General features: G+C 72.8%; 21 protein-coding genes and 3 pseudogenes. 10 read left to right on the top strand and 14 right to left on the bottom strand.

All coding sequences use genetic code 11. The annotated features are described in order from the left end of the window. Positions 1-805: 805 nt before the first annotated feature. On the top strand, positions 806-1,432 hold the full coding sequence (locus tag ACZ4RZ_RS48550; RefSeq protein WP_467754051.1) for a hypothetical protein: 627 nt from the start codon (positions 806-808) through the stop codon (positions 1,430-1,432). Between the two features lie 88 nt (positions 1,433-1,520). On the opposite strand, the pseudogene ACZ4RZ_RS48545 reads toward ACZ4RZ_RS48550, so the two are convergent. After that, positions 1,521-2,055, bottom strand: a pseudogene (locus ACZ4RZ_RS48545) (NUDIX domain-containing protein). A 392-nt stretch (positions 2,056-2,447) separates the two neighbouring features. On the opposite strand from ACZ4RZ_RS48545, the gene ACZ4RZ_RS48540 reads away from it, so the two are divergent. Continuing rightward, complete coding sequence (locus ACZ4RZ_RS48540) at positions 2,448-2,777, top strand: antibiotic biosynthesis monooxygenase family protein (RefSeq protein ID WP_467754059.1); 330 nt, start codon at positions 2,448-2,450, stop codon at positions 2,775-2,777. 164 nt (positions 2,778-2,941) lie between these two features. On the opposite strand, the pseudogene ACZ4RZ_RS48535 reads toward ACZ4RZ_RS48540, so the two are convergent. Beyond that, positions 2,942-3,118 (bottom strand): annotated as a pseudogene (locus ACZ4RZ_RS48535) (zinc ribbon domain-containing protein); the annotation flags it as partial. A 391-nt stretch (positions 3,119-3,509) separates the two neighbouring features. Continuing rightward, complete coding sequence (locus tag ACZ4RZ_RS48530; protein ID WP_467754050.1) at positions 3,510-4,109, bottom strand: TetR/AcrR family transcriptional regulator; 600 nt, start codon at positions 4,107-4,109, stop codon at positions 3,510-3,512. 111 nt (positions 4,110-4,220) lie between these two features. Here ACZ4RZ_RS48530 and ACZ4RZ_RS48525 point away from each other — a divergent pair, with 111 nt between their 5' ends. After that, a complete protein-coding gene (locus tag ACZ4RZ_RS48525) occupies positions 4,221-5,249 on the top strand; it encodes an aldo/keto reductase (RefSeq protein WP_467754049.1) in 1,029 nt (342 codons plus the stop codon). Between the two features lie 177 nt (positions 5,250-5,426). Here ACZ4RZ_RS48525 and ACZ4RZ_RS48520 read toward each other — a convergent pair. Further along, positions 5,427-5,609 (bottom strand): annotated as a pseudogene (locus ACZ4RZ_RS48520) (esterase); the annotation flags it as partial. A 305-nt stretch (positions 5,610-5,914) separates the two neighbouring features. Continuing rightward, entirely contained in the window at positions 5,915-6,481 is a 567-nt protein-coding gene (locus ACZ4RZ_RS48515) for a TetR/AcrR family transcriptional regulator (RefSeq protein WP_467754048.1), read from the bottom strand. Positions 6,482-6,567: 86 nt separating this feature from the next. Here ACZ4RZ_RS48515 and ACZ4RZ_RS48510 point away from each other — a divergent pair, with 86 nt between their 5' ends. Further along, positions 6,568-7,491, top strand: a complete 924-nt coding sequence (locus ACZ4RZ_RS48510) for an SDR family oxidoreductase (RefSeq protein WP_467754047.1) — start codon at positions 6,568-6,570, stop codon at positions 7,489-7,491. Between the two features lie 456 nt (positions 7,492-7,947). Here ACZ4RZ_RS48510 and ACZ4RZ_RS48505 read toward each other — a convergent pair whose 3' ends face one another. Continuing rightward, a complete protein-coding gene (locus ACZ4RZ_RS48505) occupies positions 7,948-8,253 on the bottom strand; it encodes a DUF427 domain-containing protein (RefSeq protein WP_467754046.1) in 306 nt (101 codons plus the stop codon). Positions 8,254-8,414: 161 nt separating this feature from the next. Here ACZ4RZ_RS48505 and ACZ4RZ_RS48500 point away from each other — a divergent pair, with 161 nt between their 5' ends. Further along, positions 8,415-10,205, top strand: a complete 1,791-nt coding sequence (locus ACZ4RZ_RS48500) for an MOSC domain-containing protein (RefSeq protein WP_467754045.1) — start codon at positions 8,415-8,417, stop codon at positions 10,203-10,205. A 233-nt stretch (positions 10,206-10,438) separates the two neighbouring features. On the opposite strand, the gene ACZ4RZ_RS48495 is transcribed toward ACZ4RZ_RS48500, so the two are convergent. Both ACZ4RZ_RS48495 and ACZ4RZ_RS48490 read right to left on the bottom strand, forming a co-directional pair. Next, the gene (locus ACZ4RZ_RS48495; RefSeq protein ID WP_467754044.1) at positions 10,439-10,813 is read right to left on the bottom strand and encodes a PIN domain-containing protein; all 375 of its coding nucleotides are present in this window, start codon (positions 10,811-10,813) and stop codon (positions 10,439-10,441) included. Then, entirely contained in the window at positions 10,810-11,064 is a 255-nt protein-coding gene (locus ACZ4RZ_RS48490; protein ID WP_467754043.1) for a hypothetical protein, read from the bottom strand. The genes ACZ4RZ_RS48495 and ACZ4RZ_RS48490 overlap by 4 nt, the downstream gene beginning before the upstream one ends. Before the next feature lie 389 nt (positions 11,065-11,453). Here ACZ4RZ_RS48490 and ACZ4RZ_RS48485 point away from each other — a divergent pair, with 389 nt between their 5' ends. From ACZ4RZ_RS48485 to ACZ4RZ_RS48475, 3 genes are all read left to right on the top strand, one after another. Further along, positions 11,454-12,272 carry a maleylpyruvate isomerase family mycothiol-dependent enzyme gene (locus ACZ4RZ_RS48485; RefSeq protein WP_467754041.1) on the top strand — a complete coding sequence of 273 codons (819 nt, stop codon included), beginning with the start codon at positions 11,454-11,456 and terminating at the stop codon, positions 12,270-12,272. A 104-nt stretch (positions 12,273-12,376) separates the two neighbouring features. Then, a complete protein-coding gene (locus ACZ4RZ_RS48480; protein WP_467754040.1) occupies positions 12,377-12,769 on the top strand; it encodes a helix-turn-helix domain-containing protein in 393 nt (130 codons plus the stop codon). Between the two features lie 100 nt (positions 12,770-12,869). Further along, positions 12,870-13,280, top strand: coding sequence for a VOC family protein (locus ACZ4RZ_RS48475; protein ID WP_467754039.1), 411 nt, complete (start codon positions 12,870-12,872; stop codon positions 13,278-13,280). Positions 13,281-13,315: 35 nt separating this feature from the next. On the opposite strand, the gene ACZ4RZ_RS48470 is transcribed toward ACZ4RZ_RS48475, so the two are convergent. The 6 genes from ACZ4RZ_RS48470 to ACZ4RZ_RS48445 form a co-directional block, all read right to left on the bottom strand. After that, positions 13,316-13,852, bottom strand: coding sequence for a hypothetical protein (locus tag ACZ4RZ_RS48470; protein WP_467754038.1), 537 nt, complete (start codon positions 13,850-13,852; stop codon positions 13,316-13,318). A gap of 480 nt (positions 13,853-14,332) precedes the next feature. Beyond that, positions 14,333-14,806, bottom strand: a complete 474-nt coding sequence (locus ACZ4RZ_RS48465; protein ID WP_467754037.1) for a carboxymuconolactone decarboxylase family protein — start codon at positions 14,804-14,806, stop codon at positions 14,333-14,335. Positions 14,807-15,032: 226 nt separating this feature from the next. After that, positions 15,033-16,928 (bottom strand): glycoside hydrolase family 15 protein, encoded by a 1,896-nt coding sequence (locus ACZ4RZ_RS48460; RefSeq protein WP_467754036.1) that lies wholly within the window; start codon positions 16,926-16,928, stop codon positions 15,033-15,035. 116 nt (positions 16,929-17,044) lie between these two features. Further along, positions 17,045-17,356, bottom strand: a complete 312-nt coding sequence (locus tag ACZ4RZ_RS48455; RefSeq protein ID WP_467754035.1) for a hypothetical protein — start codon at positions 17,354-17,356, stop codon at positions 17,045-17,047. After that, positions 17,353-17,538, bottom strand: coding sequence for a hypothetical protein (locus ACZ4RZ_RS48450; protein WP_467754034.1), 186 nt, complete (start codon positions 17,536-17,538; stop codon positions 17,353-17,355). The genes ACZ4RZ_RS48455 and ACZ4RZ_RS48450 overlap by 4 nt, the downstream gene beginning before the upstream one ends. A gap of 487 nt (positions 17,539-18,025) precedes the next feature. Further along, positions 18,026-18,256, bottom strand: coding sequence for a response regulator transcription factor (locus ACZ4RZ_RS48445; protein WP_467754033.1), 231 nt, complete (start codon positions 18,254-18,256; stop codon positions 18,026-18,028). A gap of 644 nt (positions 18,257-18,900) precedes the next feature. Between ACZ4RZ_RS48445 and ACZ4RZ_RS48440 the strand changes: the two genes are divergently transcribed. Next, positions 18,901-21,390, top strand: coding sequence for a SpoIIE family protein phosphatase (locus ACZ4RZ_RS48440; protein ID WP_467754032.1), 2,490 nt, complete (start codon positions 18,901-18,903; stop codon positions 21,388-21,390). Positions 21,391-21,434: 44 nt separating this feature from the next. Further along, positions 21,435-21,779: transposase (locus ACZ4RZ_RS48435; RefSeq protein WP_467754031.1), on the top strand; the 345-nt coding region annotated here is incomplete at its 3' end.

Genomic DNA, 21,779 nt, shown 5'->3' with positions numbered 1-21,779 from the left:
AAGGAGGGTCGGGATGGCGCCCACCACGGCCATTACGTCTCGACCCGAGCGGTACGTCCGCCCCACCCCCCGCCCGGGAGGCGCGCCCCCGACCCCCCCGCCTGGCCCACGCCCCCCATTTTTTTGTTCGGACCGGCGGCGGCCCGAACCCGCCGGCAGGACAGCGGCAGGCGCGCCGGCGCCCGGGCCGCCTCGACGCCCAGCGTGCCCTGCAGCTCCCCTGCCGGCGGCGCGCCGCCTCCGTCCCTGCGACATCACCGGCCCCTGGCCCGGCGCCACCGCCCGCTCATGCCGAAGCTGGTCCTGTCCCCGAACGAAATGCGGGCGGCGCACGGGGGGTTGAGCAGGCATGTGCCGGTGGCCGGCGGCTGGTGACCTACATCGTGCTGCTGCCCGCCAGGCGCTGCTCAGCAGTTGCACCCGGTCCGAAAACAGCTCAGGCCGGCCCGGCCCCGGACTCGTCAGCCCTTCGGCGGGCTCACAACCTGACCCACTTCTGCAGCCGAGGGCTGCCGGCCTGGTTCTCGTGCCTGCGCGGCCGCCGGGGCACAGCGGCACGGCGCAGGGGGCGCCCGTGTACGGCAGGGCACAAGTGTGCGCCGACTACGGGATGGAGCTCCCCGGTGCCCACGCGACAGGAACATCCGGTTCCACTCGTGCGTACTATCTCTACACTTCCGCAGGCCGCGGCAGTTGTGTCTCGCGGGTGGACTGGCCTTCACCGACCGGACACACTCTCCATCCGTTCGCGGACAGGCCCCTGCTTTCACCGCCGTGCCCGCGGACTAGAAGAAGGACCCATGTCATGCCTGAAAGCCAGACCCACACCACAGAGTTGACCTCGCAGTACCTCGCCCAGGTGACGGGCGACCTTGAGCGCAATGCCAAGGAGCAGGAACGTATCGCTGCGGACATCGAGGCCCTGCAGGAGCAGTTGCGTGCCCTGCAGCACGACCACACCGTGCTGGTGAACATGCAGCAGGCACTCGGCGGCGCACGCCCCGCCACCGAGACAGACACCACGGTCGCGCCTGCCGTGCCGCACCAGGCCTCCGCCGCACCCAGGCCGAGCAAGCCGAAGAAGACGGCCGCCACAGGTGCGACGAAGACGGCACCCAAGAAGACCGCCGCCAAGGCCCCACCCGCACAGGCATCCAAGGCAGCCGCCAAGCCGACCCTGATCGACCTGATCCGCGGCCACCTGGGGCAGCAGAGCGAGCCGCGTTCCGCCGCCGAAATCTCCGCCGCGCTCACCCAGGCCCACCCCGACCGCAGCATCAAGACAACCGTCGTGCGCACCACCCTGGAAAATCTGGTCGCCAAGAGCCACGCACACCGCACCAAGCAGGGCTCATCCGTCTTCTACACCACGCAGGCCGCGGAAAAGCCCGCTGCGGCCGAGCCGCAGCAGCAGGAGGCGGTGGCCGGCTGAACTCCCACCAGCGCCATCGCACCGCCGCCGGGCCGCGGCCCGATGGCACCCCGCCGAACGTCGGCGTCGGGAGTTGCTGCAGCCTGCGCTAGTTCCAGCCGCTGAGGGACACTTGAGGGCCGTCGGCGAGGTATCCGTGCAGAGCGCTGGCGGTAGTGTTCACGAACTCGTTGGGGATGGCGTCGGCGGCGACCCAGCGGACTTGGGCGTGCTTGCGCGGTTCCCGGTTTTCGGGTTCGCCGGCCCATTCGTGGGCGGCAAAGACGACGGTGAGGAAACCGCCCGGTGCTTCGACGCCCCGGGCGCTGTGGATGATGTGGGCGACGTTCAACGCCTCGGGCTGCACGGTCAGGCCCGTCTCTTCGTACAGCTCGCGTACGGCGGTTTCGGTGATGGGCTCGCCTGGTTCGCTCTTGCCGACGGGGAGGTCCCACATGCCCTGGGCGAACTTGGCGTTTTCACTAGCGTTGCAGGAGGACAACGCGGTTGGTGGCCTGGTCATGGACGATGACGGCGGCGACCAGCAGGGTCATGGACTCCAGCGCGGGCTTGAGAGCGCCTGGCTGGTCGTCGGTCTTCGGCTGAGCCACGGTGATTGCTTCGTCGGCCGGGTTGTCGGGCATGTGAGGTCGGTGCTTTCGCGTGCGCGGCGGGCACGTTCGGCAGCTCTGGGCACCTTGCGCCGCCGATGGACCGCGCGGGTCAATCTGAGCGATGGTTGGGCCTGCCCCGTACGGATGAGCGGTCCTGGTGCGCCGGCTGCCGCCCCGGCTCCCTCCTGGCCTGCGGGCCCGCCCCCGGCCTTGGCGCGCCGGCGGTACTCGCCGGCCGGTGCGCGGCGCTGTGCGCACCGACCCGCGGACGCTGCGGACTCGGGCCGGACCGGACGGCCTGGAAGCCGCGGGCGCCGTGATGTGTCCCGGTGTTGGTCCCGATCCCGGCGGCGCCCCTGCACCACCGCGTCAGGCACGAGCCGCTCCTCCTCCTCGCGGCCGCGGTGCGGCAGGATGAGGCCATGAGCGTAGTCAAGATCAACGTACTGGCCGTGCCCGCCGAGCAGCGGGAGACGCTGGAGAAGCGCTTCGCCTCCCGCGCCCATGCCGTGGAGGGCTCCGACGGGTTCGAGTGGTTCGAACTCCTGCGCCCCGTCGAAGGCACCGACAACTACCTCGTCTACACCCGGTGGCGTGACGAGGACTCCTTCCAGGCCTGGATGGAGGGCCCCATGAAGGCGGCCCACCAGGGCGGTGACGCGGACAGCGGCGAACGTCCCAGGCCGGCGGCGAGCGGGTCCACGCTGTGGTCCTTCGACGTCGTGCAGCAGGCGGCGCCGACACGCGCTTGACCTCCTCGCCCTGCCAGGCGAGAGCGATTCCCGCCTGCCGCATCGTTGCCGGGTGCGGCTTCGGGGGCTGCTTCATCGCGCCGTGCGGGGACCAAGCCCCGACTCACCTGCGCTCCACGGGCTGTCACCGCCGGTCCGGCGGCCTGGGCGACGTTGTCCGCCGCGTTGATGTCTCTGTCCGGGGCGCTCCCGCATGCCCCGCACGTCCGCTCTTGGATGTGCGGGGGCTTGGGGCCGTCCTTGATGCCGCAGGCCGAGCAGACCTGAGAGACCGGCCCGAACCGGCCGATCTTGAGGAAGGTCTGGCCGTACTGCGCGGCCTGGTACGCCGGGAAGGGCACGAACTGTGCCCATCGGGCGTCGTGCGCGGACTTGGCCAGGCGCGTCGGGCGAGGACCAGGCAAGCCACGTGTCGTGGATGGGGTGAACTTTTGGGCGGGGCATGCCTGTTCGGGTGCGGTCGTGCCCGGGGAAGGCGCCCGGCTTGCGGATCAGGGCGTGGGGGCGGTGGTCCGGCTCCGGGCGGCGGCCGCCTTTCGCGATCAGCCGCTCGTGGCGGCGGCTTCCGCCATCACGGCCCTCGAGGCCGTATGCCGTCTGCTGCGGCTTTCGTCGGTCCGCAGCAAATCCGCCGGCACCGCCGGCCGGGCGGGGCAGGGACCAGATGCCCTGCCGCGGCCTGCTCGCCGACCGAGTTGCCGATGGCAACGTGCGGCGGCCGGGCGCCGTTCCTCAGACGGATTCGGTGTGGGCGCCGTAGCGGAGTCCGTCGACGAGCAGGGCGATCATGCGCCGGGTGTGGCCGTTGTCGTCCTGGGCGGGCAGGGTCAGGTTGCCCACGGCGCGCAGCAGGTCTTCGGGGTCGATGTCGGAGCGGATCTGGCCGGCTTTCGCCGCGGTGTCCAGGAGTGCGCCGAGGACCGGCAGGAAGCGCTGCTGGAAGTAGGCGGGCAGGCTGTCGTAGGCCGGGTCCCCCGAGTGCAGGGCGGCGCTGAGCCCGCGTTTGGTGGCGATGAAGGCCGCGAAGCGCTGCAGCCACCGGGCGAGCGCTTCGACTGGTTCCCCCTGGGCCGCGAGGGCGGGAGCGGCGTCGGCGCAGGCGTCGACCTCGTGGCGGAAGACCGCGGCGATGAGGTCCGAGCGCTGCGGGAAGTGCCGGTAGAGGGTGCCTGCTCCCACACCCGCCTTGGCGGTGATCTGCCGTACGGGGGCGTCCACGCCAAAGACGGTGAACACCTCTGCCGCCGCGGTGAGCAGGGTGTCGATGCTGCGCTGCGCGTCGGCGCGCACGCGCTGGCGGGGCCGCCCGCCGTCCGTCGGGCCGTCGGTCATGTGTGTCCCCCTTGCTAACCGGAACAGCGTTCCGTATCGTCGGTGGTGGAACAGTGTTCCGCTTACACAAGCGTAGCGCGCAGCAGCAGGCACCGGCCGACGAGGAGAATCATGAAGTACCGCACGCTGGGCCGAACCGGCATCAAGGTCAGCCCCTACTGCCTGGGCGCGATGATGTTCGGCGCCATAGGCAACCCCGACCACGACGACTCCATACGCATCATCCACCGGGCGCTGGACGCGGGCATCAACTTCGTCGACACCGCCGACATCTACTCACGCGGCGAGTCCGAAGAGATCGTCGGCAAGGCCCTCAAGGGCCGCCGGGACAACGTCGTACTGGCCACCAAGGCGCACCTGCCCATGGGGGACGACCCCAACCAGCAGGGCAACTCGCGGCGCTGGCTGGTGCGCGCACTCGACGACTCGCTGCGCCGGCTGCAGACCGATCACGTCGACCTGTTCCAGATCCACCGGCCCGCGCCGGACACCGACATCGAAGAGACCCTCTCGGCCCTCACCGACCTGGTGCGCGCGGGCAAGGTCCGGGCCATCGGCGTCTCCACCTTCCCCGCCTCGGACATCGTCGAGGCGCAGTGGGTCGCCGAGCGGCGCGGCCTGCAGCGGTTGCGCACCGAGCAGCCGCCGTACTCGATCCTCAACCGCGGCATCGAGCGCGAGGTGCTGCCCGTCTGCGAGCGCTACGGGATGGGCACTTTGGTCTACAGCCCGCTGGGCGGGGGCCTGCTCACCGGCCGCTACCGCAAGGGCCGGCAGGCCGACACCCATCGGGCCGGCTTCGGCTTCAAGCACCTGAGCGACGAGCGCCGGCTCGACGCCGTCGAGCAGCTCGTCCTGCTCGCCGAAAAGGCGGGGATGCCGCTGACGCACCTGGCCATGGCGTTTTCGATCGCCCACCCCGGCGTCACCTCCGCGATCATCGGGCCGCGCACCATGGACCACCTCGACAACCTGCTCGCCGGCGCCGAGACCGCTCTGAGCGACGAAGTCCTCGACCAGATCGACGCCATCGTGCCTCCCGGCACCGACATCGGGACGCTCGACATGGCCTACCACCCACCCGCCGTCCAGCAGGCCGCGCTGCGCCGCCGCCTGCCCGACGAGCGCTCCGCCGCCTGACCTTCGTCCCCGGCAACGGCCCGCGGAAGACCTCGGCCCCCCGCCGAGGTCTTCCGCGGCTTCCCACCCGACGGCCTGCCGTCCCCCTGCGGTGACGTCATGTCCCGCGCACATCCACGAGACGCAAGATCCCGGACTGCCCCGGCCGGCGCCCGAACGCGGGCCCTGCGGCGGCGGGACAAGCCGGCCGCGGGTGTGCGCATCGCCGAAGACCCGGCCCGCGCCGTGGATGTTGAGGATGACCGGCCGAGTGCCGGTGGCGCCGACGGGCTTGACGGCGCGGGCCCTCACCGAGCCGGTGAGAGCGCCGGGCACGGTGATCCACTCCTCGTCCGCGTCCGGCTCGGCGATCTCGCCGGAGGGCTTCACCATCGCGCTGATCACCGAGATCGGTGCCGCGCCGGACCGCACGGTCGCGCACCTGCGGGACGTCGCCGGCGTGCCGGTCCCACCGGCCCGTGCCGGCCACCGGAGCGGGGCAAGCGCTCCTCGCCGGCGTCGGCGCGTCTGCGTGCCGCGGGCGAGAGAGCGGCGGCCCGCGACGGGCAGCGCGCTGCGTCACCGCGGGTGACAGGCTGCCGGGTTCGTTCTCCCCCGCAATCCCACGGGGGCCGGATCGGGGCTGTCCGGCAAACCCGCGTTCGACCTGGCCGGCCGGACGGGTCCTAGCCGCGCGCGGTCACGGCCTTGAGCTCGTCCAGTGCTTCCCGCATCAACTGCGCCATCTCGCGTTCCCCGGACGCCGCGAGCCAGAGCTCGAAGCCGACCTTGAAGACGGCCACCCCCGTCTCGGCAGTCAGGCTCGCGGCCGGCTCCGCGACGCCGCGCCGGCGCAGGGCGTCGGCGAGCGCGGCCGACATCGAGGCGAGCTTGATCAGCTCGCGCTCCTGGAGTTCCGCGTTCGCCACGATGACGGCCTGCCGCTGCCGGGAGTGCTCGCGGCGGCCGGCGAACACCTGGGAGACCGCCTCAAGCCCCGCCGCCATCGCGTCGATCGGCGCCGCGGACTTGGGCGCCTCGGCGACCGCGGTCACAAACAGTTCCTGCAGCGCATCGGATCTGTCGAACAGCACCTCGCGCTTGTCGGCGTAGTGCCGGAAGAAGGTCCGCTCGGTGAGGCCGGCCCGTTTGGCGATCTCCGCCACGGTGGTCTGCTCGTAGCCGCGCTCGCCATAGAGCTCCAACGCCGCTTTCGCCAGGCGTCCGCGCGCGTTCGGCTCCCATCTACCCATGCGCAGATCCTACGCGATGACAGTGACTGACATCAGATGCTAGGGTCGATGACAGTAACTGACATCAACAGTCTGGGGTTCCTCCCATGCGCATCTTTGTGACCGGCGCGTCCGGCTGGATCGGCTCCGCCGTCGTTCCCGAGCTCATCGGCTCGGGGCACCAGGTTGTCGGGCTCGCCCGCTCCGACGCCTCCGCCGCCGCCCTCACCGCCGCCGGGGCGGACGTGGTCCGCGGCACCGTGGACGACCTCGACGTCCTGGGGAGCACCGCTGCCGCGTCGGACGGGGTGATCCATCTCGCTTTCAAGCACGACATCGCCTTCACCGGCGGCTTCCAAGGCGCTGCCGAGGCCGATCGCCGCGCCGTCGACACCTTCGGCGACGCGCTCGCCGCTACCGGCCGCCCCTTCGTCATCGCCTCCGGCGTGGTCGGCCTCGCGCCCGGGCGTGTGGCGACGGAGCAGGACATGCCCGCGATCGACGGCTCGCCGGTCTCGATCCGGTCGGCCACCGCCCAGGCGGTGCTCGCACTCGCCGCGCGCGGCGTGCGCTCGTCCGTGGTGCGGCTGTCCCCGACCTGCCACGGCGAGGGGGACAACGGCTTCATGGCGACCCTGGTCGCCATCGCCCGGGCCAGGGGCGTCTGCGGCTACATCGGCGACGGCGCCAGCCGCTGGCCGGCCGTCCACCGCCTCGACGCCGCACAGCTGTTCCGCCTGGCGGCCGAGAAGGCCCCGGCGGGATCAGTGCTGCACGGCGTCGCGGAGGAGGGCGTATCGATCCGCGACATCGCCGAGGTGATCGGCCGTCACCTCGGCCTCCCGGTGGCCCGCGTGGCCCCCGAGGCCGCGGCCGAGCACTTCGCCTGGCTCGGCGCCTTCCTCGGCCTCGACTCCCCGGCGTCGAACACCCTGACCCGCGAACTGCTGGACTGGCAGCCGGCCCACCCCGGCCTCCTCGAGGACCTCGACAAGGGCCACTACTTCCACGCCCCTGCCACCACCGCCTGACCCACCGCACAGACGCCGCCCGTGCGGTGCGCGTCCCTTCTGGCGCAGAGGGCGTCTGCGCAGGGCCGGCGAGCGCCCGACCGGACGGCGCACGCCGAGCACTTCCCCGGCCCGCAGCGGGCCGGTGGGGTTCGGCCGGTGTCGGGCCTGTCCCCGAAGAACGGGGAGAACTGGTTCAGCGCCGTCGTGCAATGTGCCGCGGCCTGAGGGATCCCGCCGGCGCGGGCCCTGGCGGGTGATCAGCTCCTGGACCGGTGGAGCGGCCCGGGCGCCGCCCCAAAGCGGGTCCTGGTCCACCCGGCGCCGGGGCGGGCGCCCTGCCCCGCGGCCCCCGCCACCTGCCCCTCCACCCGACCCGCCTGTGCGGCGAACGGCTGCGGCACGCATCGTTTGCGTGTCCGGTCCCAGATGCTCCGCAGCGCAAAAAGGGGCCTGCGGCACGGGCGCTCGCGGGGGTCAGCGGGTCCTGGCCTCGCCGGCGTCCAGGCCGCGGTCGACGCCGTGCGCGACGACCGTCTGCCCGGGCTCGGGTTCCAGGCGCCTGCCGTCGAGGAAGACCTCGACCCGGTCCGGTTCGAAGGACACCATGCCGCCGATCCGGTCGACCTCCCGGTAGGCGTCGCGGTACGTCCAGGCGGCGCGGTGCGCCTCGCCGATGTCGTAGTAGTCGCACAGGCCCTTGTAGGGGCAGAAGGTCGACGCCGGGCCCGAGGCCGCCCTGCCACGTGTCGACGGGCTCCTTGTGCCGGATCTCCCCGACATCGACGCCGCGCTGCGCCGGCTCGGCCCGCGCAGGCCGCGAAATCGCGGCGGCCCCGGCACCAGAACTAGGATCGGCCCCGGCGCACAGATCAAGCGCAGCGCACAGATCACAGCGCGCCCTGAGGGGGTGCCCCGGCCGGCCACCTGGCAGGAGGTCCGCGATGGCGACGCTGCTGTCTGTCAACACAGGTATGCCAAGGGACGTCCCCTGGCAGGGAAGGACGGTGCGCACCGGAGCCTGGAAGGCCCCCGTCCAGGGCCCCCGCATGGTCCGGCGGCTGAACGTCGAGGGAGACGGTCAAGGAGATCTGGCCGGGCACGGCGGCGACATCCGCGCCGTCCTCGTCTACCAGCTGCAGTCCTACCAGTACTGGCAAAAACAGCTCGGCCGCGACGACCTGACCTTCGGGATCTTCGGGGAGAACTTCACCGTCGACGGCCTGCCCGACGACGAGGTGTGCATCGGCGACCGGTACCGCATCGGCGAGGCCGAATTCGAAGTCACCCAGCCCCGCGTCACCTGCTACCGCGTCGGCATGCGCCTGGGCGAACCCGCCATGGCCTCCCTGCTGGTCGCCCACCACCGCCCCGGCTTCTACCTGCGCGTGATCACCGAGGGCCACGTCCAGGCCGGCGACGAGATCACCCTGACCCGCAAGGGCCCGCACCACCTCAGCGTCGCCGACACCGACGCCCTGCTCTACCTGCCCGGCCGCGACCTGGCGACGCTGCGCACCGCACTGAACATCCCCGCCCTCAGCCCCGGATGGCAGCAGTCCTTTCGCGAACTCGCCGCCGCCCAGCAGCCCCGGCAGGAACCGGGATGGCCAGGCGAACGCACCGCCGCCCGCCAGCCCAGACAAGAGCCCAGCCCGCCGGGCTGGCCGGGCTTCAAGCCCCTGCGCGTGGCCCGCATCGTCCCCGAGACCCCCGCCGTCTCCTCGGTCTACCTCGACACCACCGACGGCACCCCCCTGCCCCAGGCCCGCCCGGGCCAGTACCTCTCCCTCCGCCTCGCCGTCGGCGGCGCCCCCACGGTGCGCAGCTACTCCCTGTCCTCGGCGCCCGCAGCCGGCACCTACCGCATCAGCGTCAAGCGCGAACCCCACGGCGAGGTCAGCAGCTACCTCCACACACGCCTTCACCCCGGCGACCTCGTGGACACCGCGAGCCCCCGCGGGGCCTTCGTCCTCGAAGAAGGCAGCAACCCGGTCCTGCTCATCTCCGCGGGGATCGGCGCCACTCCCGTGCTGGCCATGCTCCACCGGCTCGCCGCCGCAGCCGACCCCCGCCCGGTGTGGTGGATCCACACCGCCCACGACCGCGACCACCACGTCTTCGCCGACGAGGCCCACGCCCTGCTGGCCGCACTCCCCCACGGCCACGAGCACATCTACTACACCGCAGCCCCCGCACCCGCCCCCCACACACCTCTCCCCCACCCCGGCGAGCCCCGCATCACCCCGGGCCGCCCGACCCCCCGGTCACTGGCAGCCCTGAACATCCCCGCCGACGCCGATGCCTACCTCTGCGGACCGGCCGCCTTCATGGACACCATCAGCGGCTACCTGCGCGAGCACGGCCTGAGCCCCCAGCACATCCACACCGAGGCCTTCACCGCCCTGCCCGCCATCAACCCCGGCGTCACCCCCGCCGCCGCACTCCGGCCGCACCAGCCTCCCGGCCCCCTCGCCGCCGGCCCCCTCATCACCTTCGCCCGCAGCGGCATCACCACCCCCTGGTCACCCGCCCGCGCCTCCCTCCTCGAACTCGCCGAAGCCTGCGACATCCCCACCCGCTGGTCCTGCCGCACCGGCGTGTGCCACACCTGCATCACCCCCCTCGTCTCGGGCGACGTCACCTACACCCCCCAGCCCCTCGAGCCCCCTGAGACAGGCAACGTCCTGGTCTGCTGCAGCCGGCCCGCCGGCGAAGTCGTCCTCGACCTCTAGCACGCCCCAGGCGCCGTCCCCGCCGCGCACACCACCGAGGCCGTGCAGGCCGCAGACCAGAACCGGGCGCGCGGACCGCGGGCCTTCACCGGCGTGATCCGGACAGACTTACTCAGGTCCCATGGCCTGGGCCACTCACGTGGTTACCCAGTCCCGGCGCCGCCCTCCCCCCGTGGGGCGGCGCCGGGGCCTTTGTCTTTGAGGAACCGCAGCACGGCGTGAGCCGGCTGCCCCTAGGTGGGGTCCAGCGGCATAACACCAGTCCCCGCATACAGCTGAGGTTCGAGGGAGAGGACGGTGACGGGCTCGCCCGCCTTGGCGGCCTGCCACGCGATCGCGGCCGTGTGCGCCACCGGCCACTCGACGCTCGGCCAGGCCATCGCGTCCCGCGCGTGGTCCGTGGTGAAGGGGACGCTCTCCGCGAAGCGCAGCCCGGCGGCGTGTGCGCCGGCACCGGGGAGCCGGCGCTCGGCGGCGAGGACGGACAGCGAGGGGATCAGGACGCGGCCGGTGCCGCGCGAGGCCTCGATGTAGAGGCCGGTGAAGAACTCGTCCGCGCGATACAGGGCGGCCAAAGCGGTGTGGTCCAGTACAGCCGTCAAGTTCATGCGGCGGTGCCGCCCTGGTGGGCGCGGACCTTCGCCCAGGCGTCCTGGCCGGCCTGCTGAACCTGTTCGCTGTAGTCGATGCCGAGCTCCTGGGCGGCTTCGAGCGCACGCTGCTCGCGCTCGCCGTCCGTGAGCTCTCGCGCGGCGAGGTCCTCCAGCAGGTCCGTGATGGTCGTACCGCGCTCGGCCGCGAGGATACGCAGCCGGTCGCGCACCGCCTCGCTCGTCTTGATACTCGTCGGCTTACTCATGGCCCAGATTCTACCGCCGGTAGAATTTTGGCGCGCGGCCCTCGTCGCCCTCGAGTTGGAATCTTCAGATGACCTCCCAGGCGCCGGGTCCCTCGGCCTCACCGGCACCCGCATCCAGGCCCCGCTGCTCCTGCGCGGAAAAAAAACCTTCTCCCTCGAACAAGGCACCCGCCCCCGCCAGGTGACCTACGACGTCGACGGCCGCGCCCCCTCACATGGGCTGTGCCCCCGGCATGGCAGCCCGGACCCGCCGCCGGCCCCACGGTCCCAGGTCTTGCCGCCGCATGCATTGCCTGGTCTCCTGTACGCCCGGTGATCGAGAACGCGTTCGTGCGCCCGGGCGCAAGGACGCATCCGGGCACGGACGCGGGAGCAGGGAGAAAAGCGGCGTGGAGTCAGTGGCCGGGCAGGACGTACGGGGGGCTCTGCCCCAGGGGCTGGATGTGGCCATACGCGACACCGCCCAGGAGATCGCCGCGCTGCTGCGCCAGGGCGCCGACATGGCACGCCGGGTGCCCGGGTCGCAGTGGAGCGTGGGCCAGGCGGCGGCGCACCTGGCGCTGGCCAACGAGCTGATGGCCGATATCGCGGCGGGACGCCCCCGCCGCTACGGGGACGGCACGCCGCAGAGCCTCGCCGCGGCCAACGAGGAGTCACTCGCCGAGTTCGGCGAGCGCCGGGCCGAACCGCTGGCCGCGATGATCGTGGCGCAGGCCGAGGCCTGTCTGACGGCGCTCACCGAGCGCGGCGCGCAGGAAGGCGTCGTCACCCCGCTGGGGCCGATGGACCTGGACGTGCTGGGGTCCTACCTGCTCACCCACATGCTCGGCCACGGCTGGGACCTCGCCCGCGCGCTGGGGCGTACGCACATGATCGACCGCGTGCGGGTGGGGCTGACCCTGCCGTTCATGCTCACCGCCATGCCGCGGGTGACCGACACCGACCGCACCGCCTCTCTGCGCGCCTGCTACACGATCCGCCTGTGGGGCAGCGGCCAGTTCGGCGTGGCCGTGGCCGACGGTGGCGTGTCGGTCGGTCCGCCGCCGCAGCGCCCGGACTGCACCATCCTCATCGAGCCGGTCACCTTCCTGCTGATGGCGCTCGGCCGCCGCAGCCAGGCGAGCGCCCTCGCCGGGGGCCGCATCCTCGTCCGGGGCCGCAAGCCCTGGCTCGCTCCCCGCTTCCCCGCCCTGTTCACCGCGCCCTGAACACCGCCGGCCGCGCCCCGGCACGGTGCACCGTGCTGCCGGGGAGGGGCGGGCAGGCCGGCGGGGCTGGCCCGGCCGGTGCGGGCCCGTGGTGTGATGGCGTCGTGAGCCGCGCCGCCGAAGAGAGCAACCGCCGCATGCTGCGGGCACGCGATGCGATGGACCGCGCCTACGCGCAGCCGCTGGACGTGGCGGCCCTGGCCCGTATCGCCCACGTGTCACCGGCGCACTTCACGCGCACCTTCCGGGCCACGTTCGGCGAGACACCGCACCGCTACCTGCAGCGCCGCCGGGTCGAGCGGGCGATGTTCCTGCTGCGCGAGAGCGGTGACAGCGTGACGGACATCTGTTTCCAGGTCGGCTTCACCAGCCCGGGAACCTTCAGCCGCACCTTCAGCGCCATCGTCGGCCACTGCCCCAGGACCTACCGCAGGCAGGCGGCGGCCACCCACGTGCCGACATGCTTCACGATGGCGTGGACACGGCCCAGCACCTGACCCGCACCACCGCCGCCCGCCCCGCCACCGCCCCGGCCGGTCCAACAGCTGAGCAGTTTCGGATAAGTTTCCGCCCCGCCCGGCCAGTAGCGTCGAAGGCATGTTCAACGCCATCACGCACTCACAGATCTACGTCCTCGACCAGGACGAGGCCCTCGACTTCTACGTCGGCAAGCTCGGCCTGGAGGTCAGCGCCGACGTCGACCTGGGCTTCATGCGCTGGCTGACCGTCAGCATCCCCGGCCACCCCGACCGCCAGATCCTGCTGGAAAAGCCGGGCCCTCCGGCGATGTCCGAACAGACCGCGCAGCAGGTCCGCGAACTGGTCACCAAGGGCGCCACCGGCGGCTCGCTCATTTTCAGCACCGACGACTGCCGCAAGACGTATGAGACGCTGCGGGGCCGGGGCGTGGAGTTCACCGAGGAGCCCACCGACCGCCCGTACGGAATCGACTGCGGTCTGCGTGACCCCTTCGGCAACAGCATCCGCTTCACCCAGCCCAAGGCCTGAACACCCCCCTGAGGCCACCCGGCGCGGGATGGGGGTCATGTCCGTCCGGGTGAGCCGACGGCCGGGCCGGCGTCAAGGAGGCCGAGCAGCGTGTGGCGGTGCAGGCTGGCGACCGGGCCCAGCAGGTCCGGGTGGCGCAGCAGCGGCGCCGCCCGGTGATCGCGCGGACTGGGAACGGTCAGCCGGCGCGCATCGCCCACACCGTCCGTGCCGTGATGGGTGGCCGCCAGGCAGGCCGCCGCCCGTGCGGCAAGATCGGGATCGGCCAGCAGGCAGGCCGCCCAGCTGACGACGACTTCGTCCACCTGGGTGCGCCAGGCCGGCGCCGGGCCCGGCCGCGGGCGGTCGCCGGCGCCGGTGACCGCATCGAGCCCGGCGCAGCCGCCGGGGCCGAGCAGCATGACCAGTTCGGTATCCAGCGCGGTCGGGTAGCGCAGCGCGGCGGCGATGGTGGCCGCGTGCCGGGCCTGGGCCTCGGCCAGCGCAGCGTCGAGCGGGCCCGCGGCCGGCGGGAACGCCGACAGCAGCCAGCGCGCGGACGCGGCGATGAGGGGCGAGAGATCACTGGGCATGGCGGACCGTCCTGTGCGGGTGCCCGCCCGGCCGGTGTGTGATCCGGCCGCGGGGCGCTCACCCACCTCCCGGGGAGGGGGTGCGGGTGGGGCAGGCAACGGTACGGGCGGGCGCCCGCGCGGTGACAGGACCTGCGTCACAGCCGGCCGGCGTGCCGAGGCGCGGCCGGCGAAATCCTGCGCCCAAACCGAGCCGCAAGCCCGCGCCCCGAACCGTGAGCCGTGAGCCGTGTGGGCGAGTGCCGTTGCGGCCCCGTGTCCCGGGGGGCGATCCGGGACCGCCCGCGAAAAGATCTCGCCGCGGGCCGCTGCCCAGGTCGGCCCGTTTCCTCCGGTGGGGCCGCCGGGCGGGCCGTCTTCGCGCCCCGGGCCTGCGGCGAGGGGTAGCCGGGGCGGGTGCCGGCGCCGGTGGAAGACGGCACCGGCACCACAGGTCCCCGCTCCGGCCCGGGTGCTCCTCGTTGTCCGAACGGGCCGGGGTTATCCGAACTGGCCGACCTGGTAGTCGCCGGCGGGCTGCCGGACGAGGACGTTCATGCGGTTGTAGGCGTTGATGAGGGCGATGATCGACACCAGGGCGGCGAGCTGTTCCTCGTCGTAGTGCTTGGCCGCGTTCGCCCACGCCTCGTCGCTGACCCCGCCCGCGGCGTCGGCGATGCGGGTGCCCTGCTCCGTCAGCTCCAGGGCCGCGCGCTCGGCGTCGGTGAACACCGTGGCCTCCCGCCAGGCGGCGACCAGGTTGAGGCGCTGCGAGGTCTCCCCGGCGTGTGCGGCGTCCTTGCTGTGCATGTCGGTGCAGAAACCGCAGCCGTTGATCTGGCTGGCGCGCAGCTTGACCAGCTCCTGGGTCGCGGCGGGCAGTGCCGAGTCCGCGATCGCCTTGCCCGCCGAGTTGATGTGCCTGAGGAACTTGGCGGCGAGCGGGCTGGTGAAGAGGTTCAAGCGAGCATCCATGGTGGACTCCTGTGCCGTTGCCGGTGGTTACACCTCTTTGACGCAGCCGCTCGGCACGGTGTGACAGGACCGGATGTGACGTGCCTCTCCCCCGGCCGGCGCCGCCCGCAAGGGGCCGCCTCGCCCCGGCGCTGCCGGGGCGTTGGGGGGCGGGGAGCGCTGCCCGGGCGCCGCCTCGCTCATCGCCGTCGGCGGCGCCTTAGGGGGGCGGCTCGCGTTGTGCGCTCTAGCCGAGCATGCGGTCGAGGTTGAAGGCCGCGCTGATCAGGGCGAGGTGGGTGAAGGCCTGGGGGAAGTTGCCGTGCTGTTCGCCGGTGCGGCCGATCTCCTCCGCGTACAGGCCCAGGTGGTTGGCGTAGGTGAGCATTTTCTCGAAGGCGAGGCGGGCCTCGTCCAGGCGGCCGGCGCGGGTGAGGGCCTCGACGTACCAGAACGAGCAGATGGAGAAGGTGCCTTCCTCGCCCTTGAGGCCGTCGGGGCTGGCCTGCGGGTCGTAGCGGTAGACCAGTGAGTCGGACACCAGGTCCTGGCCCAGCGCGTCCAGGGTGGCCAGCCACTTGGGGTCGGTCGGGGAGATGAACTTGGCCAGCGGCATCATCAGCAGGGAGGCGTCGAGGATGTCGCTGTCCTCGTACTGTACGAACGCCCGGCGCTCATCCGACCAGCCGCGCGCCATGATGCGGCGGTAGATGGCGTCGCGGGCGCTGCCCCAGCGGAACAGGTCGGCGGGCAGGCCGCGGTGCCGGGCCAGCCGCATGGCGCGTTCGATCGCCACCCAGCACATCAGCCGCGAGTACAGGAAGGTCTTGCGTCCCCCGCGGGTCTCCCACACTCCCTCGTCGGGCTGGTCCCAGTTCTCGCACACCCAGTCGACGAGCATGCTGATGGAGTCCCAGTGCGCGCTGGACAGCGGCCTGCCCCACTTGTCGTACAGGTAGAGGGAGTCCACGAGCGCGCCGTAGATGTCCAGCTGGAGCTGGCCGACGGCGGCGTTGCCGACGCGGACCGGTGCCGAGCCGCGGTAGCCCTCGAGATGGGGCAGTTCACGCTCGGGCAGTTCGCGGCGGCCGTCGATGCCGTACATGATCTGCAGCGGGCCGCTGTCGCCGGAGGCCTGCGGCGCCTCCAGGCACACGCACTCGGACAGGAAGCCCATGAAGGCCTCGGCCTCGTCGGTGAAGCCGAGGCGGAGCATCGCATACACGGCAAACGCGGCGTCGCGGATCCACACATAGCGGTAGTCCCAGTTGCGCTCGCCGCCGATCTGCTCGGGCAGGCTGGTGGTCGGCGCGGCGATGATGGCGCCGGTCGGGGCGTAGGTGAGCAGCTTGAGGGTGAGGGCGGAGCGGTGCACCATCTCCCGCCAGCGGCCGCGGTAGCGGGACTGGGACAGCCAGCGCCGCCAGTAGCGCACGGTGGCGTTGAATTCCCTTTCCGCCTCGGCCACCGCGCAGAAGCGGGGCGCCACGTCCCCGCCGACCCGGTCGATGGTGAACACCGCGGATTCGCCCTCGTGCAGCTTGAACAGCGACCACACGTCCCCACCGGCGACCTCGATCGGTGCCGTGGAGGTCAGGGCGAGCTTGAGGTGGGGTGAGACGAACAGGGCGTGGCCGGCCTCGGCGTGCACGGTGTGCGGCACCGTCCCGTACTCGAAGCGGGGGGCGATGCGGGCGCGGAAGGGCAGTGCGCCGCGGACACACACCACCCGGCGGATCAGCCGGTGCCGGTCGGCCTCGCGTGAGTCGTCGACGACCGGCATGAAGTCCTGGATCTCGCCGACTCCGTCGTCGGCGAAGAAGCGGGTGATGAGCACATTGGTGTCGGGGAAGTAGAACTGTTTGGTGCGCGATGGGACGTCCGCGGCGAGCTCGAAGGACCCGCCGCGGTCCGCGTCCAGGATCGAGGCGAACACGCTCGGGGCGTCGAAACGCGGACAGCAGTACCAGTCGATGGTGCCGTTGCTGGCGACCAGGGCCGCGCTGCGCAGGTCGCCGATCAGGCCGTGCTCGGCGATCGGCAGGTAGCGGGGGGTGCTGCCGGCGTCCCAGGGGCTTTGGGGACTGCCGCGAACACCGCCTCGGGCGTCGTCCGCCGGGGCCTGGGTGGGTGCTTCAGCCATGCCGGCCTCCCTGGGCTGGTGCCCGAGCCGCCCCCCGTTGTGCGGGTTCTCTTAAGGCTAACGAGTCCTCAAGGCCCGGACGTGGCGGAACGGCCCCGCCACGGCGGGGTAGGGATTTACAGGTCGAGGACCGCGCGCAGTGCGTTGTCGACGAGTGCCTGCTGCTCGGGTCCGATGCTGCCGTGCAGGATGGCGGTGTCGAAGCGGGACGCGGCGAGCTGGACGAGGTTGACGGCGACGACCGAGGCGTCGACCGGGGACGTCAGGCGCACGCTCATCGCCGTGTCGGGGTGCACGGCCGGGGCGTGCACGACCAGGGCAACCACCGCGCCGTAGGCATCGGCGAGCCCGTCGAGGCTGACGACGAGGACCGTGCGGGTGCCCTTGCCGGTGTCGACATCCCACACGTCGCCCTTGCGTATCGTCACAGAGCGTCGCCCTCGCCGTCGAGGTCGAGGGGCTCGAGGGTGGCGAGTTGCCGGGCGGCGTCGATCGTCATCTGGCGGCGCACCGCCTTCACGATGTACTCGTTCAGCGAGGGGGCGCCGGCTGCGGCGGCGCGCAGCGGCTTGTCCATGGCATCGGGTATCCGCACAGTGATGGCACTCATGCCACCAAATGTAGTTGCACAGATGCCATCGCCACAGCTGGTTCCGCGTCTGGGACCTTTTGTGCGGGGCGAGGCGGCCCGGCCGCCGCCCTGGGCCACCCGCCCCGCCGGGTTCTCGCGCGCCGGGCCCGGGCGATTCCGTCCACAGCGCTCCCGGCCGGGGCGGACTCCAGCAATGTGTCCGGCAGCCGGCGCATGCGCCGGCGCCGGCAGACGACCGTGCAGCCGCGGCCGAAGGCCCGGCCACCTGGTGCAGCGGACACAGCAGCGGCGGGCGCGGGCCAGGCACCGGCAGGCGCGGCGGCCGCCCGGTCCGCGGCGGTGTCACGGCGCCGCAGTCGCGCTGCCGACGGGGCCGGGCCGAGGCGGAAAGACTCGGCGCGGGCCGGTGAGCAGCACCACGGTGGCGCGGTGCGCTGCGGGGGCGCGGTGGATGTGTGCGGGCGCCGGATCGTCTTCGGGGCGGTTTCCTGCCGGGGGCGGGCCGTCAAAGGCCCAGGGAGATGGCCAGCCGGGTGAGTTCGGCGGTGCTGTTGATGTTGAGCTTGGCCCGGATCCGGCGGAGATAGGCGTCGATGGTGTGCTTGGACAGCCCCATCTGGCGGGCCGCCTGCAGGTAGGTGCACCCGGCGGCGATGTGGCGCAGCGTCTCCCGTTCACGCGGGGCCAGCGCAGGTGCGGGGGCCTGGGTCTGCGGCGCGGCGAGGGTGAGGCTCATGGGATTTCCTCCGACGAATCGTCTCGGTCATCGCTGCTCACACCCTCGGAAGCAGAGAACAAATGCCCGATTGCTGCAATTTGTCCGTTTCGAAAAGACTGCCGGGGCGACGTCATGACGGTGTCCGCCGACTGTCACAGGCGTGTCACAGGCCACATCCGCGGGCGCGCCGCGGCCCGCCGGCGGACCACAGCCGTATCGCCACGGAGATGGCCTCCCGCCCGTCCCGTTGCCGCGCAGCCCCTCAACGGGGTTGCCGGTCTTCGGAGTTGGCCTGATCGCCGCCCGTGCCGCGTGCACGGCACGGGGGTGTGCCGGCGGCGGGACGGGGCGTGACCGCCACCGGGCCGCGGTCCGGCCGGGGCGCGGCCGGGCCTCGCCGACAGGGGCCGGTGGCCGCGCCGGGCCCGGCGCGTGAGCTGGCGGCCGCCTCCCGGGCTGGGCCCGCGGCCGGGCGCGGGCACGGGCACGGGCGGCCGGGGGGCGGGGGCGGGCGGCCGGGGGGCGGGGGCGGGCGGCTCGGGGCCGGGGGGCGGGGGCGGGCTCCCTGGTGCCGGCGTCCGGGTTGGTGCTCCGTGCCCCCCGGGATCATGCTTGTCAGGAGGGCCCCGGCCGTAGGTTCCCGAAGGGCGAGATGAGCGGCGATGGAGCGACTTCCCACCCCTCCCGGCGAGCAGGCGGAGGCGGCCGCCCTGCCCGAGCCGGCCGTGACGGCCACCGCCACCGTCGACGAGCAGGGCATCGTGACCCGATGGAGCCAAGGAGCCGGGCGGCTGCTCGGCTACGCACCCCAGGAGGTCGTGGGACAGCCGGCCGCCCGGCTGCTCGCCGACGACAGCGGCGAGACGGCGCGGCGTGAGACGGCCGGGCGCCGGCGGTGGAGCGGCACCGTGGCGCTGCGCCACCGGGACGGCCGCCGGCTCGAGCAGGCCCTGCTCGCGCACCGCCGCACCCCCACCCCCACCCCCACCCCCAACGCCAACGCCAACGCCAACGCCCCCAACGCCCCGGCCGGTCCGGGCGGGCCGGCCGCCGAGTGGCTGGTGGTGTCCGCCGTGCCGGGCAGGCCGCACCCGCCCGGCGGCGAGGCACTGGGCGAATGGGTGTTCCACCAGTCCGCCTGTATCCAGGCCCTCTTCGACACGGACCTGCGGCTGGTGCGCGCCAGCGCCGGCATGGAGCAGGCGCTGTCCCTCGCCGAGGACCGGATGCGCGGACTGCGCCTGCCCGACATCGCCCCGCATCCGGCACACGAGAAGACCGAAACAGCCATGCGCCGGGTCCTTCAAAGCGGCGAGGCGCAGCACGCGGAGGTCTGCCTCCGCCCCGCCGGCGCCGGCGCCGAACACCGCTGGCAGGCCTCGCTGGCCCCGGTCACCGACCCCGCCGGCCGGGTGCGTGCCGTGTGCCTGGCGGCCCACCCCGTGCCGGCGGACCGCCCCGCCCGGCAGCGGATGCTCCTGCTGGGCGAGGCAGGCGCATCCATCGCCACCACCCAGGACAGCCGGCGCACCGCACAGGAACTCGCCGACCTCGCCGTCCCCCGCCTCGCCGACCTGGTCACCGTCGACCTGCTTCGGGCTCCCCCGCACGGCGGCGAGCCGCCCCCGCCGCCGGCCGGGCCCCTCACCCTGGAGCGCACCGCCGTCCGCTCACTGCCCGGCCACCCCCTTGCCGCGGGCGGAACATCCCGCTATCCGGCGCACTCCCCGGTGACCCAGTGCCTGGCCCAGGGCCACGGGGCCCTCTACCAGGCAGGCGATCTTGCTCTCGCCCAGTGGACGGCCACCGACCCCCAGGCCGCCTGGATCCGCCAGGCGGGCACCCACTCGCTGATGGTGGTACCGCTGCGGGCCGCCGGCGCCACCCTCGGCGTCGCCCTCTTCGCCCGCCACCAGCACCCCGACCCCTTCGAGGACGACGACCTGTGGCTGGCCGAGGAACTCACCGCCAAGGCCGCCGCCGGCATCCGTGCCGTCCGCCGCTCCCCCCCGGACTCCCCGCGCCAGCACACCACCACCATGGCCCTGCAGCGCAGCCTGCTGCCCCAGACCCTGCCCGAGCAGGGCGCCCTCGACATCGCCACCCGCTACCTGCCCGCCGGCAGCCGCGCCGGCGTCGGCGGCGACTGGTTCGACGTGATCCCGCTGTCCGGCGCACGGGTGGCCCTGGTCGTCGGCGATGTCGTCGGCCACGGCATCCGCGCGTCGGCCACCATGGGCCGGGTGCGCACCGCGGTACGCACCCTCGCCGACGTCGACCTGCCGCCCGACGAACTGCTCACCCACCTCGACGACCTCGTCCTGCACCTGTCCGCCGACGAAGCCGGCACCGACCCCACCGCGGAAACCGCCGGAGGCATCGGCACCACCTGCCTCTACGCCGTCTACGACCCCGTCTCCCGCCGCTGCACCCTCGCCCGCGCCGGCCACCCCCCACCCGCCGTGGTCACCCCCGACGGCACCGTCCACTTCCTCGACGTGCCCGCCGGCCCGCCGCTGGGCCTGGGCGGCCTGCCCTTCGAAGCCTTCGAGACCGAACTGCCCGAGAACAGCCTCATCGCCCTCTACACCGACGGCCTCCTCGAAGCCCGCGACCACGACATCGACGACGCCCTCGACAAAATGTTCGCCGCCCTCGCCCGCCCCGCCCAAAACCTCGACACCGTCTGCGACCGCGTCCTGACCTCCATGCTCACCCACCGCCCCGACGACGACATCGCCCTGCTCATCGCCCGCACCCACGCCCTGCACACCGACCGCGTCGCCACCTGGGACCTGCCCTTCGACCCCGCCACCGTCGCCCACGCCCGCAAGCACGCCACCGACCAGCTCACCACCTGGCACCTCGACGACGCCGCCTTCGTCACCGAACTCGTCGTCAGCGAACTCGTCACCAACGCCATCCGCTACGGCCGCCCCCCCATCCAGCTCCGCCTCATCCACGAAGACACCACCCTCACCTGCGAAGTCTTCGACTCCAGCAGCACCGCCCCGCACATGCGACGCGCCCGCACCTACGACGAAGGAGGCCGCGGCCTTCTCCTCGTCGGCCAGCTCACCAGGCGCTGGGGCACCCGCCCCGCCCCCACCGGCAAAACCGTCTGGGCCGAACAATTCCTCACCGCCGACTAGGGCGTGCCGCGAAAGTGGATCTTGGTCGTGAATGATCACGCGTTGTGGGACGTGGTGATCCGACGAATGGCCAATGGGCCCGGCTGGAGCCGTTGCTGCCGCAGGGCGTCAAGCCAGGCCGTCCGCCGCTGTGGACGCGGCGGCAGCTGATAGACGGCATACGGTGGCGGACCCGCACTGGTGCCCCATGGCGGGACGTACCGGAACGCCGTGACTCCTCCCTCCGGATAAATCCGGGGGGCTTCTCCCGTCGGTGGCTAGGCCACGTCGGGAAGGACCAGCCCGGCCCTGATGGCAACGTTGAGTGCACCGACCTGATCGGCGTTGGCGATATGCCCGCACCGGGTGCACTCGAACTTCTCTTGGGTGGTGCGGTTCTCGCCGGACAC

The sequence above is a fragment of the Streptomyces sp. NPDC027189 genome (assembly GCF_055566975.1).
Note: the sequence above shows the minus strand (reverse complement) of the source record. Positions and strands in the feature narration are given on the sequence as shown.